Annotated in this window: 11 protein-coding genes; 10 read left to right on the forward strand and 1 reads right to left on the reverse strand. The window is 47.5% G+C overall.

What is annotated here, in order from left to right; all coding sequences use genetic code 11:
• Position 1 precedes the first annotated feature (1 nt).
• Positions 2 to 790 (reverse strand): bifunctional demethylmenaquinone methyltransferase/2-methoxy-6-polyprenyl-1,4-benzoquinol methylase UbiE, encoded by a 789-nt coding sequence (gene ubiE, locus GS535_RS01710; RefSeq protein ID WP_160792077.1) that lies wholly within the window; start codon positions 788 to 790, stop codon positions 2 to 4.
• 30 nt (positions 791 to 820) lie between these two features.
• Here ubiE and mutM point away from each other — a divergent pair, with 30 nt between their 5' ends.
• From mutM to GS535_RS01760, 10 genes are all read left to right on the forward strand, one after another.
• Positions 821 to 1,675: a bifunctional DNA-formamidopyrimidine glycosylase/DNA-(apurinic or apyrimidinic site) lyase gene (gene mutM / locus GS535_RS01715; protein ID WP_160792076.1), complete on the forward strand. Its 855-nt coding sequence runs from the start codon at positions 821 to 823 to the stop codon at positions 1,673 to 1,675.
• A 102-nt stretch (positions 1,676 to 1,777) separates the two neighbouring features.
• A complete protein-coding gene (gene rpsT / locus GS535_RS01720; RefSeq protein ID WP_160792075.1) occupies positions 1,778 to 2,047 on the forward strand; it encodes a 30S ribosomal protein S20 in 270 nt (89 codons plus the stop codon).
• 243 nt (positions 2,048 to 2,290) lie between these two features.
• Complete coding sequence (gene dnaA / locus GS535_RS01725) at positions 2,291 to 3,724, forward strand: chromosomal replication initiator protein DnaA (protein ID WP_160792074.1); 1,434 nt, start codon at positions 2,291 to 2,293, stop codon at positions 3,722 to 3,724.
• Positions 3,725 to 3,795: 71 nt separating this feature from the next.
• Positions 3,796 to 4,920: a DNA polymerase III subunit beta gene (gene dnaN / locus GS535_RS01730; protein ID WP_160792073.1), complete on the forward strand. Its 1,125-nt coding sequence runs from the start codon at positions 3,796 to 3,798 to the stop codon at positions 4,918 to 4,920.
• A gap of 19 nt (positions 4,921 to 4,939) precedes the next feature.
• A complete protein-coding gene (recF, locus tag GS535_RS01735) occupies positions 4,940 to 6,049 on the forward strand; it encodes a DNA replication/repair protein RecF (protein WP_160799099.1) in 1,110 nt (369 codons plus the stop codon).
• Between the two features lie 76 nt (positions 6,050 to 6,125).
• The gene (gene gyrB, locus GS535_RS01740; protein ID WP_160792071.1) at positions 6,126 to 8,570 is read left to right on the forward strand and encodes a DNA topoisomerase (ATP-hydrolyzing) subunit B; all 2,445 of its coding nucleotides are present in this window, start codon (positions 6,126 to 6,128) and stop codon (positions 8,568 to 8,570) included.
• Between the two features lie 67 nt (positions 8,571 to 8,637).
• Positions 8,638 to 9,438 (forward strand): DUF3108 domain-containing protein, encoded by an 801-nt coding sequence (locus GS535_RS01745; protein WP_160792070.1) that lies wholly within the window; start codon positions 8,638 to 8,640, stop codon positions 9,436 to 9,438.
• 78 nt (positions 9,439 to 9,516) lie between these two features.
• Entirely contained in the window at positions 9,517 to 10,845 is a 1,329-nt protein-coding gene (gene glmU / locus GS535_RS01750) for a bifunctional UDP-N-acetylglucosamine diphosphorylase/glucosamine-1-phosphate N-acetyltransferase GlmU (protein WP_160792069.1), read from the forward strand.
• The gene (glmS, locus tag GS535_RS01755) at positions 10,845 to 12,671 is read left to right on the forward strand and encodes a glutamine--fructose-6-phosphate transaminase (isomerizing) (RefSeq protein ID WP_160792068.1); all 1,827 of its coding nucleotides are present in this window, start codon (positions 10,845 to 10,847) and stop codon (positions 12,669 to 12,671) included. Before glmU ends, glmS begins: the two co-directional genes overlap by 1 nt.
• Positions 12,672 to 12,694: 23 nt before the next feature.
• On the forward strand, positions 12,695 to 15,592 hold the full coding sequence (locus GS535_RS01760) for an FAD-binding and (Fe-S)-binding domain-containing protein (RefSeq protein WP_160792067.1): 2,898 nt from the start codon (positions 12,695 to 12,697) through the stop codon (positions 15,590 to 15,592).
• The last annotated feature ends 110 nt before the right edge of the window (positions 15,593 to 15,702 follow it).

Below are 15,702 nucleotides of genomic sequence, written 5' to 3' on the forward strand. Positions count from 1 at the left end.
TTTAGAGACGCCAACCTGAATGGATAGCCACAATGCCGCCAGAGAGGTTCTGGTATGTAACACGTTCCAGCCCAGCTGTGCGCATCATAGAGGCAAGCGTTTCCTGGTCAGGGAACATGCGAATGCTTTCAGCGAGATATTGATAGCTTTCAGCATCGCCTGCGATCATTTGGCCCATCCGCGGTAGCACTTGGAATGACCACGCGTCATAAATCGGTGCGAGAGCGGCAATATCGACCTTTGAAAATTCAAGACAGAGAAAACGTCCACCCGGTTTAAGAACGCGTCTGACCTCTCTCAAAACAGCGTCTTTATCCGTGCAGTTACGTAAGCCGAACGCCATGGACACGCGATCCATGGATGCATCAGGGAAGGGGAGTGTTTCTGCATCCACAACCTGCACATCCATGCGATCAATAAGTCCGGCCTTAATGGCACGCTCCCGTCCCACGTCCAGCATGGCCTCATTAATATCGGACAAAATAGCATGACCGCCCCCACGTTTCAGCCAGCCAAACGTGATGTCGCCAGTGCCTCCTGCCAGATCAAGAAGTGTTTGACCTGGCTGCGGTGCTAGCATCGTAATGAAAATGCGTTTCCAGACACGATGAATTCCCAATGACATGGCGTCATTCATGACATCATATTTGCCCGCAACGCTTTCAAATACGTGACGAACCATAGATTTTTTCTCATGACGCGGCACGTCACGGTAGCCGAAATCGATATTTTCTTCCTCATGGCTGGAGGAAGGAGAAGACGAGAGGTGGGGTTTAGCGCTATCTGTCATACATTCATCGTTACCGTATTGTAGAGCATTATGCCAGAACTACCCGAAGTTGAGACCATCATGCGTGGAATACGCACTGCCCTTAAGGGAAAGCGTATCCAGCAGGTACATATAAACCGTCCTGATCTACGTCGTCCATTCCCATCGAACCTTAAGATGATCCTTATGAGAGCAAAGGTGCAGGAGGTAAGGCGACGCGCTAAATATATTCTTATTGACCTAGATAATAATTGGACCGTGCTCATACATTTGGGCATGTCCGGGCGTCTCTTTATAGACAAAGCCAGCGATGCTCATGAATTACGTAAACATCAGCATTTTGATTTTTTGCTCAACGAAGGGACACGCATTGCGTTAGTGGATCCACGACGCTTCGGGATGGTGGATGCCTTCCCGTCTCCCCCTGCGTCAGAGCCGCCTTTTATGAAGCGCTTAGGAATCGAGCCTCTGGGAGAAGAACCCTTGACGCCAATTACTATAAGAGACCTGTTTGAGAAGACACATTCTCCTATCAAAAACGCACTTCTTGATCAGACCAAAATAGTTGGATTAGGCAATATTTATGTATGTGAAGCCCTGTTTAGAGCTGGGATTCATCCACAAAAAACTGCGAACGCGCTTTCCCAGACTGAGTATGAGCGTTTATCTCACGTTATTCCCGAAATTCTACGTGAAGCGCTAGCAGCAGGAGGTTCTACATTGCGAGATTATGTCACTGCCGATGGCCAAAAGGGAAGCTTTCAGGAGCTTCATCAAGTGTATGGGCGGGCAGGGGAATCTTGCCCAATATGTGCTCAAAAAAAACGAAAAGCGCTTATTACGAAAATCACTCAATCGGGACGATCCACCTTTTTTTGCCCACAGCACCAGAAAAGTGAGCATTAAACGGGTCGGTTTAAGGAAGAATGCTTGACGAAGAGCTGATCTAAGGGTAGAGGGCTATCAATATTTTGTAGCGAACTGTCCGCAGGAAATAACGGAAGACCCATGGCAAATACTCCTTCAGCACGTAAACGCATCCGTCAGAACGAACGTCGCCGTCTGCGCAATGCATCCCGTCTGTCACGTATGCGTACGTTCGTGAAGAGCGTTGAAAAAGCAATCCTTTCCGGTGATAAGGCTGCAGCTGACGCTGCATTCCGCGCCGCTCAGCCTGAAATGCAGCGCGCTGCTGGTAAGGGTGTGATCGCACGCAATACGGTTAGCCGTAAGCTTTCACGCCTGTCAGCACGTATTAAGTCGCTAGCAGCAGCGTAAGAGCACGTAGCTCTAGATTATAAAAACAGTTTCTTTGGAAGCTGTTTTGGGCGCGCCTTTGGGCGCGTTCTTTTTTTGGAACTATTCTGTTGTGTATAAGGCAGCCTTCGCTTGCTTAGCAGGTGAAGAATGTTTTATCCTTGTGCATCTGCAGAGCAGGTTATTGTTGTCATCAAGGCCGGGCAGAGAGGGGGAAAGACCTTTCTGTAGGTCGCCATAAGCAATTGAGAACGGAGATCGGAAGTGGAAAACGCTCAGTCTTTGGACGCTGCTGTCACCTCTTCTGAATCCGCCCTTCTTGAGGCGACTTGGGTGCGCATTCGCGATCGCCTCAAAACTGAGGTTGGTGAGGTTGAATACCGGACATGGCTTCAGCAGATCGTTCTAGGGCCTGTCGAAGAAGATGAGATTGTTCTCTTCCTCCCATCACGTTTTTTGCGCGATTGGGTACGCAGCCAATATGGTGAACGTCTTCAGACTCTTTGGCGCCAAGAAAGCAAGGTCATTCAGCGCGTAGAGCTCCAGGTTCGCAAAGGAATGACCCCTCCTTCAGAGAGCGATCAGCCGTCATCTTCGCCCGAACCGGAGGTTGAGACTTCCGCAGCCGAAGAAACGAGCAATGCACGCCCTCTCGCGAACGAGATTAAAAGCGACCTCGCTGTCCCTCTCGACCCACGTTTTACCTTTGATAGCTTTGTTGTTGGCAAACCAAATGAATTTGCCTATGCCTGTGCTCGACGCGTTGCAGAACGTCCATCGAGCCCCGGATTTAACCCTCTTTTTCTGTACGGTGGAGTAGGGCTAGGTAAAACGCATCTAATGCATGCTATTGGCTCTGAACTCGTGCGGATGGGCAATGTTTCAGTGGCTTATATGTCTGCTGAAAAGTTTATGTACCGCTTCATTGCTTCTATCCGCTCTCAATCTACGATGGAATTTAAAGAGCAACTGCGTTCTGTGGATGTTCTTATGATTGATGACCTCCAGTTTCTCATTGGGAAGGACAATACACAGGAGGAGTTCTTCCATACCTTCAATGCTCTTGTGGATGCAGGGCGTCAGATTGTTGTTAGCGCTGACAAAAGCCCATCTGATCTTTCAGGGTTGGAAGACCGGCTGAGAACGCGCTTAGGATGCGGCATGGTTGCCGATATTCATGCGACGACTTTTGAACTGCGTATCTCCATTTTGGAAGCGAAAGCGGGCGCTTCTGGGGTTCCTGTCCCTGGGAAAGTGCTTGAATATCTCGCGCATAAGATCACAACAAATGTGCGTGAGCTTGAAGGAGCATTAAACCGTCTTATTGCTCATGCTGATTTGGTTGGACGTCCTGTCACACTAGAAAGCACGCAAGACGTCCTTAAAGATATGCTGAAAGCCCATGAACGGCGCGTTACGATTGATGACATTCAACGCAAAGTAGCCGAACATTGGAATATTCGTCTTACGGACATGTCTTCTGCGCGTCGTGCACGTGCCGTTGCCCGCCCCCGTCAGGTGGCTATGTATCTTGCTAAAAACCTGACGAGCCGGAGTTTGCCTGAAATTGGGCGTAAGTTCGGGAACCGGGATCACACAACCGTTATGCATGCCGTTTCACGCGTGACGGAGCTGATTAAAGAAGATGCAACATTCGCTGAAAGCGTTGAATTGCTGAAGCGTATGCTGGAAAATTAAAAGATCTTTCCTTCTATCTTTGAGCTCTGTTACATAGAGGGATTGAGATTTCTTAAGGGTTTGGGACAGATATGAAATTCACAGCCGACCGCGTACCGTTACAACGTGCCCTTGCTCATATCCATGGCGTGGCGGAAAAACGTAATACAATTCCCATTTTGGCCAATGTGTTGCTTGCACATGATGGCGAGGTGTTGCGTTTAACCGCAACAGATATGGAAATTGCATTGGTGGAAGAGATTCCTTCCGAAGCAGTGCGTCCTGGTTCAGCAACGGTACCAGCGGCTGTTTTGTTTGAAATTGTTCGCAAACTTCCTGATGGGGCTGCGGTCGAGTTCGAGCAAAACGAAGAGGATGCCCCCCTTCTTGTGCGTGCAGGGCGGTATGAAACTAACCTCAACGTCCTTCCTGTTGATGATTTTCCTGCGATGGTTGCAGGAGATTTGCCGCATCATTTCACGTTACAATCCGGTGTATTACGCAGCCTGATTGATCGTACGAAATTTGCGATGTCAAATGAGGAAACCCGTTATTATCTTAATGGGATTTTCTTTCATGTTGCCAATGAGGGACGGTCTAATATGTTGCGTGCGGTGGCCACGGATGGCCATCGCCTTGCTAAGGTTGATGCAGACCTCCCAGTTGGGGCAGAAGAAATGCCGGGTGTTATTATCCCGCGCAAAACTGTTGCAGAAATTCGTAAGCTGCTAGATAGTGATGATGCTACTGTAGAAGTGTCACTTTCTGAGACACGCATTCAGTTTCGTGCTGGTTCGGTTACGCTTACCTCTAAGCTGGTTGATGGGACTTTCCCAGAATATGGCCGTGTCATCCCTGAAGGGAATGATCGTATTTTACGGGTATCTCGTCAGGATTTAGCGTCAGCAGTTGGACGTGTTTCAGCTATTAGTCAGGAACGTTCACGACCTGTTAAGTTGATTGCAACGAAAAACCATTTGACGCTTTCAGCCACAAGCTCGGATCAAGGTGTTGCGCAGGAAGAGCTTGATGAAAACCAGGTGACATATAATGCAGAGCCGATGGAGATTGGCTTTCAAGCGCGTTATTTGACAGATATTACTGACCAGATTGATGCAGAAGCGGAGTTCTGCTTTGCGGATAGTGCATCGCCTACTCTGATCCGTGATACGCAGGAAGCGTCTGCTCTTTATGTGCTTATGCCTATTCGCGTATAAACCGTAATGTGATGGTTTTTTGAGACTTCTACGGCTGGCTCTCACTGATTTCCGTAACTATCAACGGGCCGTGTGGGAGCCACACTCCCTTATTAATGTTCTCTATGGCCTCAATGGTAGCGGGAAAACAAACCTGCTAGAAGCGCTATCGCTGCTGTCACCGGGACGCGGCCTCCATGGTGCAGCCTCTCATCGTTTAAGCCGAAACGGTGCCCAGCAATGGGGCATTTCAGCTTTCTTACAGAGCCATTCCCAACAATTTCGCTTGGCAACGGGGTGTCAAAGTGCTGGGAATGGCCGGCGCCTCTTCTTACTTGATGATGAGCCTGTCAAAACACAAAGCGATATTGCCGAACTCTGCGCTTGTGTATGGCTAACTCCCAAAATGGACCGTCTTTTTAGTGAAGGGGCTTCCCAACGACGACGCTTTTTCGATCGTCTTGTTGCAGCTCTTATGCCCGATCATGCGAAGCAACTGGTCGCACATGATCGCTCTGTTGCTAGTCGTAATCGTATTCTCGCTACCCAAGCAGATCAAAGCGTGTGGCTTGATTCGATTGAGGCTTCTATCAGCCGTCATGCTGTTGCCATAACGGCAGCCCGTTTGGCAACGCTCGAACAGTTACATGACTCATCTCTGAGCGTCGCCGGCTTCCCGAAAGTGACACTTCATTTGCGTTGCTCTTTAGCTGAACAGCTATGTTCTTCTCCCGCTCTTCATGTTGAAGACTGGCTACGGGATAGTCTGAAAAAGAGAAGAGAAACTGATCGCATGAAAGGTCTTACAAGTGTGGGCGCTCACCGAGCTGACCTTGCAGTACGTGATTCTGCTAGTCATCAAGACGCTGCATTTCTCAGTAGTGGGCAACAAAAAATTATGCTCTTGAGCCTTATTCTCTCTCATGGCCGATGTGTGCAAAAAAACTGGGGAGAAGCTCCTCTTATTTTGCTGGATGAGCCTTTTGTGCATTTAGACGAAAAACATCGCACTGCCCTTATAGAGGCGGTTAAAAAAATACAAACGACCGGTGTGCTAACAGGAACAGATTCCCAGCTTTTCTTTCCCATGAAAGGTTGGGCCGATTTTATTAGAGTTGAAGAAGGCAATCTTTATCCAGAGCGTGAGTGATGCTCTGGCTTTGAAAAAGAAATCAACGTATAATCACTTTTTATACGTTGATCGTAAACCGGAGTGGTGCGCAGGCATGTCAGAAAATCAGAAGCAGCCGGAAAATCTTTCTGTTGATAAAGAGGAATACGGTGCCTCCGCTATCTCGGTGTTAAAAGGGCTTGATGCCGTTCGCAAACGCCCGGGCATGTATATCGGTGATACGGATGATGGTTCCGGCCTTCATCATATGGTGTTTGAAATTATTGATAATGCCGTCGATGAAGCACAAGCAGGGTACGCAACTTATTGTACCCTCACATTAAACGGGGATGGTTCTGTTACCGTCCGTGATAATGGACGCGGCATTCCTACAGATATGCATAAAGAAGAGGGGATAAGCGCTGCTGAGGTTGTGCTGACCAAACTCCATGCTGGTGGGAAGTTTAACCAAAACTCCTATAAGGTTTCAGGTGGGTTGCACGGCGTTGGTGCCGCTGTTGTGAATGCACTTTCTGAGTGGATGCTCGTTCGCATTTGGCGTCATGGCAAAGAACATATCATTCGCTTTCAGCATGGTGAGCGCGACGAAGCTTTGCACGTCGTTGGTTCGTCGGAAGAAGAGAATGGCACTGAAGTGACATTTAAGCCGAGCCAGCAGACGTTTACTAAAACGGAATTTGACTTCGCGACCCTCGAAAGACGCGTGCGGGAACTTGCCTTTTTGAATTCAGGCATGAAGATTATCCTCCGTGATGAACGTTCAAGTGATTCTAAGGAAGTTGTCTTTCATTATGAGGGTGGGTTAAGTGCCTTTGCTCAGTGGCTTGATAGCTCAAGAGTCTCTCTCTTTGATCCGCCTATCACAGGGGAAACAGAAGACCAAGAAAGCGGCATTCGGGTGGAGTTTGCTCTTTGTTGGAACGATAGCTTTCATGAAACGATGCTATGCTTCACCAACAATATTCCCCAACGCGATGGGGGAACGCATCTCGCCGGCTTCCGCCAGGCTTTGACGCGTGCTGTCGGTAAATATGCCGTTCAACACTCCAAGAAAGAGGCTGGCTCTTTAACTGGCGAGGATATGCGGGAAGGGATGACGGCTATTCTCTCCGTTAAAGTGCCTGACCCTAAGTTCTCTTCTCAAACCAAAGATAAGCTGGTTTCATCAGAAGTTCAGCCGGTCGTTCATACCGTGGCTTCTGACATGATTAGTCATTGGTTTGAGACGCACCCTAAAGAAGCACGGGCGATTGTTGGCAAAGTTATTGATGCAGCAAGCGCTCGTGAAGCCGCACGGCGGGCACGTGAACTAACACGCCGCAAAGGGGTATTGGACGTTTCGTCACTTCCGGGAAAACTGGCCGATTGTCAGACGCGCAATCCTGCGGAATCTGAAATCTTCATTGTGGAGGGCGATTCTGCTGGCGGGACGGCGAAGCAGGGGCGTGATCGCCGTTTCCAAGCAATTCTTCCATTGCGTGGGAAGATTCTTAATATTGAGCGTGCCCGTTTTGACCGTATGCTGGGATCCGCTGAAATTGGAACCTTAATTACTGCATTAGGTACGGGCATTGGCCGGGGTGCTGTCGAGCAAGGTGGGTTTAATCTAGAGAAGTTGCGCTATCATAAGATCGTCATTATGACGGATGCTGATGTGGATGGATCCCATATTCGCACACTTCTGCTGACCTTCTTTTTCAGACAAATGCCTGAATTGGTTGAAAATGGTCATCTCTACATTGCCCAGCCACCTCTTTATCGGGCCAAACGTGGACAAGAAGAGCATTATTTGAAAGATGATGCTGCTCTAGAAACCTATCTTCTTGATAGAACGCTCAACCGGGCCACATTGGACTATTGTGATGGGCGTCATCTGGAAGGTGAGGCGCTCCGTCGTGAAATTCTCTCATTACGTGAGATTGCTCATGGGCTACAGACGTTGTCTGCACGGATCCCGCTTTGGATTGTTGAGCAAGCTGCCATTGCACAAGTTCTCAGTACGGAGGCCTCTGTAAGAGAAGCTCATATGCTCGATTTCCAGAGACGTCTTGATGCCGCGTCCCCTGAGAATGAGCGCGGATGGAAGGTCTCACTTACGGATCAAGGGATTAGCTGTGCGCGTTCTTTACGTGGCGTAGGGGAAGTATATACTTTCGAAGGTAGCCTCATCCGTTCTACAGAAGCCCGTCGCTTGGCTCAGCAAGGAGAGCGCTTGGCACGTGATTTCCAGAAACCTCTTACTCTGACAGTTGACCAAAAAAGCTTCACCCTTGGAGGGCCTGGACTGCTTTTAGATTATATTCTCTCTCAAGGGCGTCGTGGCCTTGCTATCAATCGCTTCAAGGGGCTTGGAGAGATGAATGATGAGCAACTTTGGCATACGACGCTCGACCCAGCTACACGGACACTGCTCCAAGTTCAAGTTGGCGATGTTGATGAAGCAAGCCAAGTTTTCTCCACACTGATGGGGGATGTTGTTGAGCCTCGTCGTGAATTCATTATCGATAATGCTCTCAGAGTTGCTAATCTTGATGTATAAGAAGCGCTTTTATGTAGGTCACACTCTCAAGAGAGCAGCCTTTGCTCTTTGTGCTTGTGTTATCTCTTTGAGTGTTTCTCCCTACGCAGGTGCCCAAACATCGGCACCTGCGTCAGACACGATTAGTCTTCGGTATGCAACAATTGTTCATGGCTATCATGTCATCGACACGACAGCTTCTTATATCTTGCAGCCTTGGGGATATGGTGCCACAGCCAATTTGTCCACGGTTGGACTGGCGAGTTGGTTTTTGACCGTCAACTTAACGGCTACTGTAGAGGGGCGTTTTGTTGGTGAACAAACGTCTCCCGTTGTTTATGATAGCTACGGCTATTCTCGCGGTCATAACCGTCATGTTCATTTAGTCTTTGACCATGACGGCCCTCATATCACCGCGCAAACCCCTAAAGACGATGATCGTGAGCCTCTGCCTTCTGAACCTTTGCATGCGTCAATGGACATTCTGAGTGCTTTAGGTTCTTTGCTTCATCGTTTGGAAACAAAACAGTCATGCGATGTGTCGGGGGCTGTTTTTGATGGGCTCCGCCTCATGCAAATTGATGCACACGGCCCACGCAACGATACCGTTCCCGAAGAGCGGGATCCGTACTATACAGGATCCTTAATGAGATGTGACTTTACTGGGCGGCAAATCGGTGGTTTTGTGCAAGGATCCTCCCATAAAGCTATACAAGCATCACCTCATCCAGGAGCTGCATGGTTTAAAAAACTCGATGATGGTCATATTATTCCAGTTCGTATAGAGTTTTTACATCCTAAGCTTGGACAGCTCATTTTGGTTTTGCAGTCGGCCCCCAGGATCACACATGGGAATAATGTCAAACCACTTCCGAAGCACATACCCTAAAATATCATCAGTCTTTCTTTTGACGTCCTCTGTAAGTTCAGGTAACCCGGACGATAGAAAGTAGAGAAGAGAGTAGCCATGACATCAATGACGACCGCTGTCATTCTTGCTGCCGGAATGGGAACACGCATGAAGTCCCGCTCCCCTAAGGCTATGCAACGTTTGGCCAACCGTCCTATGGTCACGCATGTGATTGAGATGGCCTCGGCTATCGTAGACCGGATCGTCGTTGTTGTCGGTCCTGATATGACGGAGCTTGAAGAAACGGTAGCTCCTCATCAGACAGTTGTTCAAAAAGAACGCTTAGGCACAGGGCACGCAGCGTTAACAGCTATGCCATATGTTGGTGAGGGAGACGTTGTTTTCCTTTACGCAGACAATCCGCTGTTAACGTCTCGAACATTGGAACGCCTGCTGCGGGCTCGTCAGAATGGTGCTCGTCTGTCGTTGCTTGGTATGCGCCCAGCTAACCCTGCTCATTATGGACGTCTCGTCGCCGGAAGGAATGGCACGATTGAGCGTATTGTTGAATATAAAGATGCTTCACCTGAGGAACGTGCCATTACGCTTTGTAATGCCGGAATGATGTGTGCAGATGCATCGTTATTCCGACAATGGCTGGAAAAAATTGAGCCCAACAATGCCCAAGGTGAATATTACCTCACTGATGTTGTCAGTCTGGCCTCTTCTAGCGGGGAAGTGTGTTGTGTTGAAGGGGATGAAAACGAGCTCATAGGCGTAAATTCTCGCATGGAACTTGCGCGTGCAGAAGCATTGTTGCAGGATCGGTTACGCCTTCAGGCTATGGAAAATGGCGCAACACTCGTCGACCCAGCTTCTATTTTCTTAAGTGCTGATACACAGATAAGTCCAGACGTTACCATTGAGCCACATGTGTTTTTAGGCCCACAGGTTATCTTGCGAGAAGGATGCACAATTCGTGCTTTTTCTCATTTAGAGGGCTGCATTGTTGAAGCAAATGCTGCCATTGGGCCTTATGCTCGTTTACGTCCTGGAACTACGTGCTCAGAAGGGTCGCATGTTGGTAATTTTGTTGAACTGAAGAATACGGTTTTAGGTGAGGGCAGTAAGGCGAACCATCTTTCTTATTTGGGTGATACGACTATTGGAGAAAAAACGAATATAGGCGCTGGAACGATCACATGTAATTATGACGGTGTCTTTAAGCACAAAACAACAATAGGGAATAACAGTTTTGTAGGATCAAACAGCATTATTGTTGCTCCCGTTACTGTAGGAGACAATACGTTAATCGCTGCTGGCAGTGTTATTACGGAGAATATCCCTAACAAGGCAATGGCTCTAGGGCGGGCCAAACAAGTCATTAAAGCCGAACGAGGCTTAGCCTATCAAAGGGCGCTTAAAACGAAAAAGGAACAAAGCTAATGTGTGGTATTTGTGGCGTTGTCGGACATCATCCTGGAACACCGATCGTATTGGAAGGGCTAAGACGTTTAGAATATCGGGGCTATGATTCAGCCGGTATTGCGACGATCGACCATCACCAACATATCACGCGTTGCCGTGCCGCTGGGAAGCTGGATAATCTTGAAGCGGCTCTTCGTGAAACTCCTCTTACAGGGACAACAGCGATTGGCCATACACGTTGGGCGACGCACGGCGCCCCGACGACCCTCAATGCACATCCGCATCATGTCGGCCAAGTCGCTATTGTTCATAATGGCATTATTGAAAATTTTGCCGAATTAAAGCGTGAACTAAGCGAAAGAGGTCGGTCATTCACAACAGAGACAGATTCCGAGGTTATTGCGCACCTTCTTGATGAATGCATTGAGCATGGCGATACACCTCAAGAGGCAGCTTTCGCTACGATTAGACGACTTGAGGGCGCTTACGCTCTTGCGATGATTTTTGAGGGCCATGATGGCCTATTGATTGGGGCACGTCATGGGGCCCCCTTGGCGATCGGCTATGGGGAAGGGGAAATGTTTCTCGGCTCCGATAGTTTGGCTCTTGCTCCTCTGTCTCGTCGAATTACCTATCTCGAAGATGGGGATTGGTGCGTTCTTAAAACACATTCTGTTGAGATTTTCGATCCAGAAGGGAATGAAGTCCATCGCCCCATTCAGACGGCTTCTTTGACTAGCGGACAAATCGGAAAAGACGGTTATCGTCATTTTATGGAAAAGGAGCTACATGAGCATCCTTTAGCAATTGGTCAAACATTACAACGGATTACAGACCCCACAACACGTCAGCTTGTCTTGCCAGAAATGCCATTTGACCCTGCAACCTTGCCAAGAGCGACGATTACGGCATGTGGTTCTGCCTTTTATGCTGGGATGGTGGGGCGTTACTGGTTGGAGTCAATTGCTCGTTTGCCGATTGATATTGATGTTGCCTCGGAGCTTCGTTATCGTAATCCGCCTCAACCTAACCAAGGTATGGCGTTGCTTATCTCGCAGTCTGGGGAAACAGCAGATACGCTAGGTGTATTGCGCGTACTCAAAAGAGAGCAACAAAAAATTGTCTCTATCTTGAATGTTGAGCATTCAACGATGGGACGAGAGAGTGATCTTGTCCTCGGTATGGTTGCTGGGCCAGAAATTTCGGTTGCTTCGACAAAAGCTTTCACAGCACAACTATCCGTTCTAGCGGCGTTGACGCTCACCTTTGCGCGTAAACGAGATATTATTGATGCTCAGCGAGAGCGAGAATTAACCAATCATCTGCTTGATCTTCCTTCTCGCGCTGCAGAAGTGATGAAGCTTTTTGGCGCAGTGCGTGTCATGGCACGCGTGATTGCGCAAGCGCGTGATGTCCTTTATTTGGGCCGCGGTATTTGTATGCCGATTGCACAAGAAGGCGCGTTAAAATTAAAGGAAATCAGCTATATACATGCTGAAGCTTACGCAGCTGGAGAGCTCAAGCATGGCCCTATCAGCTTGATAGACCCTAGCGTTCCAGTTGTTGCCATCGCACCGTCAACTATTCTTTTTGATAAGACACTCTCAAACTTACAGGAGGCAAAGGCACGAGGCGGGCGTATCCTCGCTTTCACAGATGCCAAAGGTGCAGAGCGTCTCAATGATATTGCCGAGCATCTTGTGGTTCTACCTGATGTTGATGCCTTTGTAGCACCGATCTTGTACACCATTCCTGTGCAAATGCTCGCTTATGAGGTGGCTTTGTTAAAAGGAACTGATGTTGATCAACCACGTAACCTTGCTAAGTCTGTCACTGTGGAGTGATCATCCTTTAAGGAGCTGCCATCATGACCTCCCGTCGCCATGAATCTACTGAACTGACGATGTTTATTCAGTACCTCAAGGATGGAGAATTTGAGGGGGACATTGGCAGTTCCTATGCTGAACGATTAATAGCGGCAACAGATAATAGCATCTATCAGCAGATGCCGAAACTTGCTATCTATCCTAAACATGGGAAAGACCTCAGGCTTGCGGTAGAAGCTTCTCAACAAGCGCAGATACCTCTTTCTCCACGGGGAGGAGGGACGGGAACAAATGCCCAGTCCTTAACGCAAGGCGTAATGGTTGATGTATCGCGTTACATGGATCAGATCATTAAGTATGATCCAGAAAAATTAACGGTTCGTGTCCAACCTGGAGTTATTTTGTCACGACTTAACGCGTTCCTCAAACCTTATGGTGTGTTTTTTCCACCAATGGTCTCGACGGCAACACGCGCAACAATCGGTGGGATGATTGCGACAGATGCATCGGGGAAGGGGTCTCGTATTTATGGGAAAACATCGGACTATATTGAAACTCTGAGTGTTATTTTGTCAGACGGCTCGTCCTTCTGCGCTAAATCCTTTACTCAAGAGGAAACGCAAACCCTATTAGAAGGAACAAACCGCGCTTCAATCGGATGCCGCGAGCTCTATCGCGTTGTTACAGAACAACAGGATGAGATTGAGCGTGTTTTCCCTAAGATGAATAGAGGTCTGACGGGATATAATTTGCAAAAGATTTGCCTTGAAAGTGGTGAATTTAATCCAATACGGCTTTTTGCAGGCTCTGAAGGAACACTTGCCTTAACGGAAGAAATTGTCCTTCGTGTAAAGGAAATTCCCACACATCGCTCTCTTCTTGTTGTCCGTTATGATGAATTTGATGCTGCCTTACGACATATCAAGCCATTATTATCCTCCGACCCTCTAGCGATTGAAGTTCTTGATGACCGGCTCTTAGATACTGCCCGTGATGATGCTTCGTGGTCTACAATTAAAGAGGCTCTTGGAGGAGAGACAGAGAAACCGGTTCGAGGAATCAATTTTGTCGAGTTCGTGGGGGATGATATCTCTTCGCTTGAACAGCGCCTTAAGCAAGCGAAACAGCTTTCTTCCTTCCCAGGAGTTATTGACTGCCATACAGTTGTCAATCCTGCTGTCATTTCGCAGCTTTGGGAACTCAGAGCTAAGGCCGTTGGTCTTTTAGGGCGTCCGAGAGGCAATAAGCAGGGAGTGCCCTTTGTGGAGGATACGGCTGTTCCTCCTGACAATCTTCCTGCCTATGTGCGCGACTTCCGGCGCGTATTAGACGATGAACAGTTAGATTACGGCATGTTCGGCCATGCCGATGTGGGCTGTCTCCACGTTCGACCTTTTTTGGATATGCAATCCCCAGAAGATCAGCACCGTATTCGTCGTATTACAGATAGGGTTGCTCAGTTAACCCATCATCATGGGGGATTGTTGTGGGGAGAACATGGTAGGGGAGTTCGTGGGGAGTTTTCACCTCTCTTTTTTGGTGAGACACTCTTTAACGAGCTATGCCGTATTAAAAAAGCCTTTGACCCAAATGATCTGTTTAACCGCGGAAAACTCGTTCCTGTTAATGACCATCATGTTTTAAAAATTGACGAAATTCCTTTTCGTGGAACCTTTGATGGCTCTATTAAAGAAAAACATCAGGAAAATTATAGAGAAGCTATCCATTGCAATGGTAATGGCACCTGCTTTAACCAAGAGCCAGATATCATTATGTGCCCTTCGTACAAAGGCACAAAAGATCGTTTGCAATCGCCGAAGGGACGTGCTGCTTTATTGCGTGAGTGGTTAAGGCTTTCTACCACCCCACAAAAGAACAAAAAAGTGTATCGCTCTTTTTTATCTTCAGTAAAAAATAACTTGGAAACATGCCTTTCCTGTAAAGCTTGTAGCTCTCAGTGCCCTATCCGAGTTGATATTCCAAAATTACGCTCACGTTTTTACAACGAATATTACCGATTCCGTGTGAGGCCGTTAAAAGATTATCTTATTCTTTTCCTCGAGCCTCTTCTTACATTAGGTCGCTTTATGCCAAGATTAACAAATGTTGGTATGAAGAATAGACTATCAAGAAAGATATTTTCTTTTATTGGTCTAGTCGATCTTCCCTCTTTTTCTCCAGCAACATTACCTTCTTCTGCAAAAATAACGGATAAGTGGCTTCAAGATGGGGATAGCAGCAAAAAAGTTGTTATCTTACAAGATAGCTTTACGGGAAGTTTTGATGGTTCCTTAGTAGAGGATACTTACTTTTTCCTTCATAAACTAGGCTATGATGTACGCGTCACGCCTGTTCTGAATAACGGAAAAGCCTGTCATGTGAAGGGATTTAGACAACCCTTCTTACGAACAGCGCAGAAAATCATCCGAGAAGTTTCTTCTATCACACAGAATAATATACCTGTGATAACCCTTGACCCTGCGACGGGTCTGATGTTTGAGCATGAATATAGAGACGAATATGGAGAGCATTCAGCACATCCATGCTCTCCAGAAGAATTCCTTTATGATCGGCGCGAGGATCATAAAGGAATCCTATCAAAAAAATATGATGCTCATTTTATTTCACATTGTACATCACAAGCATTAACTCCCGAGAATGGTCAATTATGGTCTCATGTTATGGCATCCTTTGGAATTACCATAACACAGAAAAAACTCGGATGTTGCGGTATGGCAGGTCTTTTTGGCCACGAGGGAACAAATGTAGAGTTATCTAAAAAGATATTTCGTCAACATTGGGAAAATAATATAAATTCTTTTTCTCTCATCGAAGGTTTTTCTTGTCGCTGCCAAAGTGAAAGGATGACAGATTTTCGACCACTTCATCCTCTCCAGTTTTTGAGAAAAATCTCATCCGATGAGGGTATCGCTAAATAATCTCCTTCGTATAAGGGAAAAGGGTTCCATGCAAACCCCTTCATTTCGCTAAAAACACGAGATGCTATCTTGAAACAGTAAGAGTTCATCGCCTTTTATAACTGCGTAAT

The sequence above is a fragment of the Saccharibacter sp. EH611 genome (assembly GCF_009834765.1).
Classification (GTDB): domain Bacteria; phylum Pseudomonadota; class Alphaproteobacteria; order Acetobacterales; family Acetobacteraceae; genus Saccharibacter.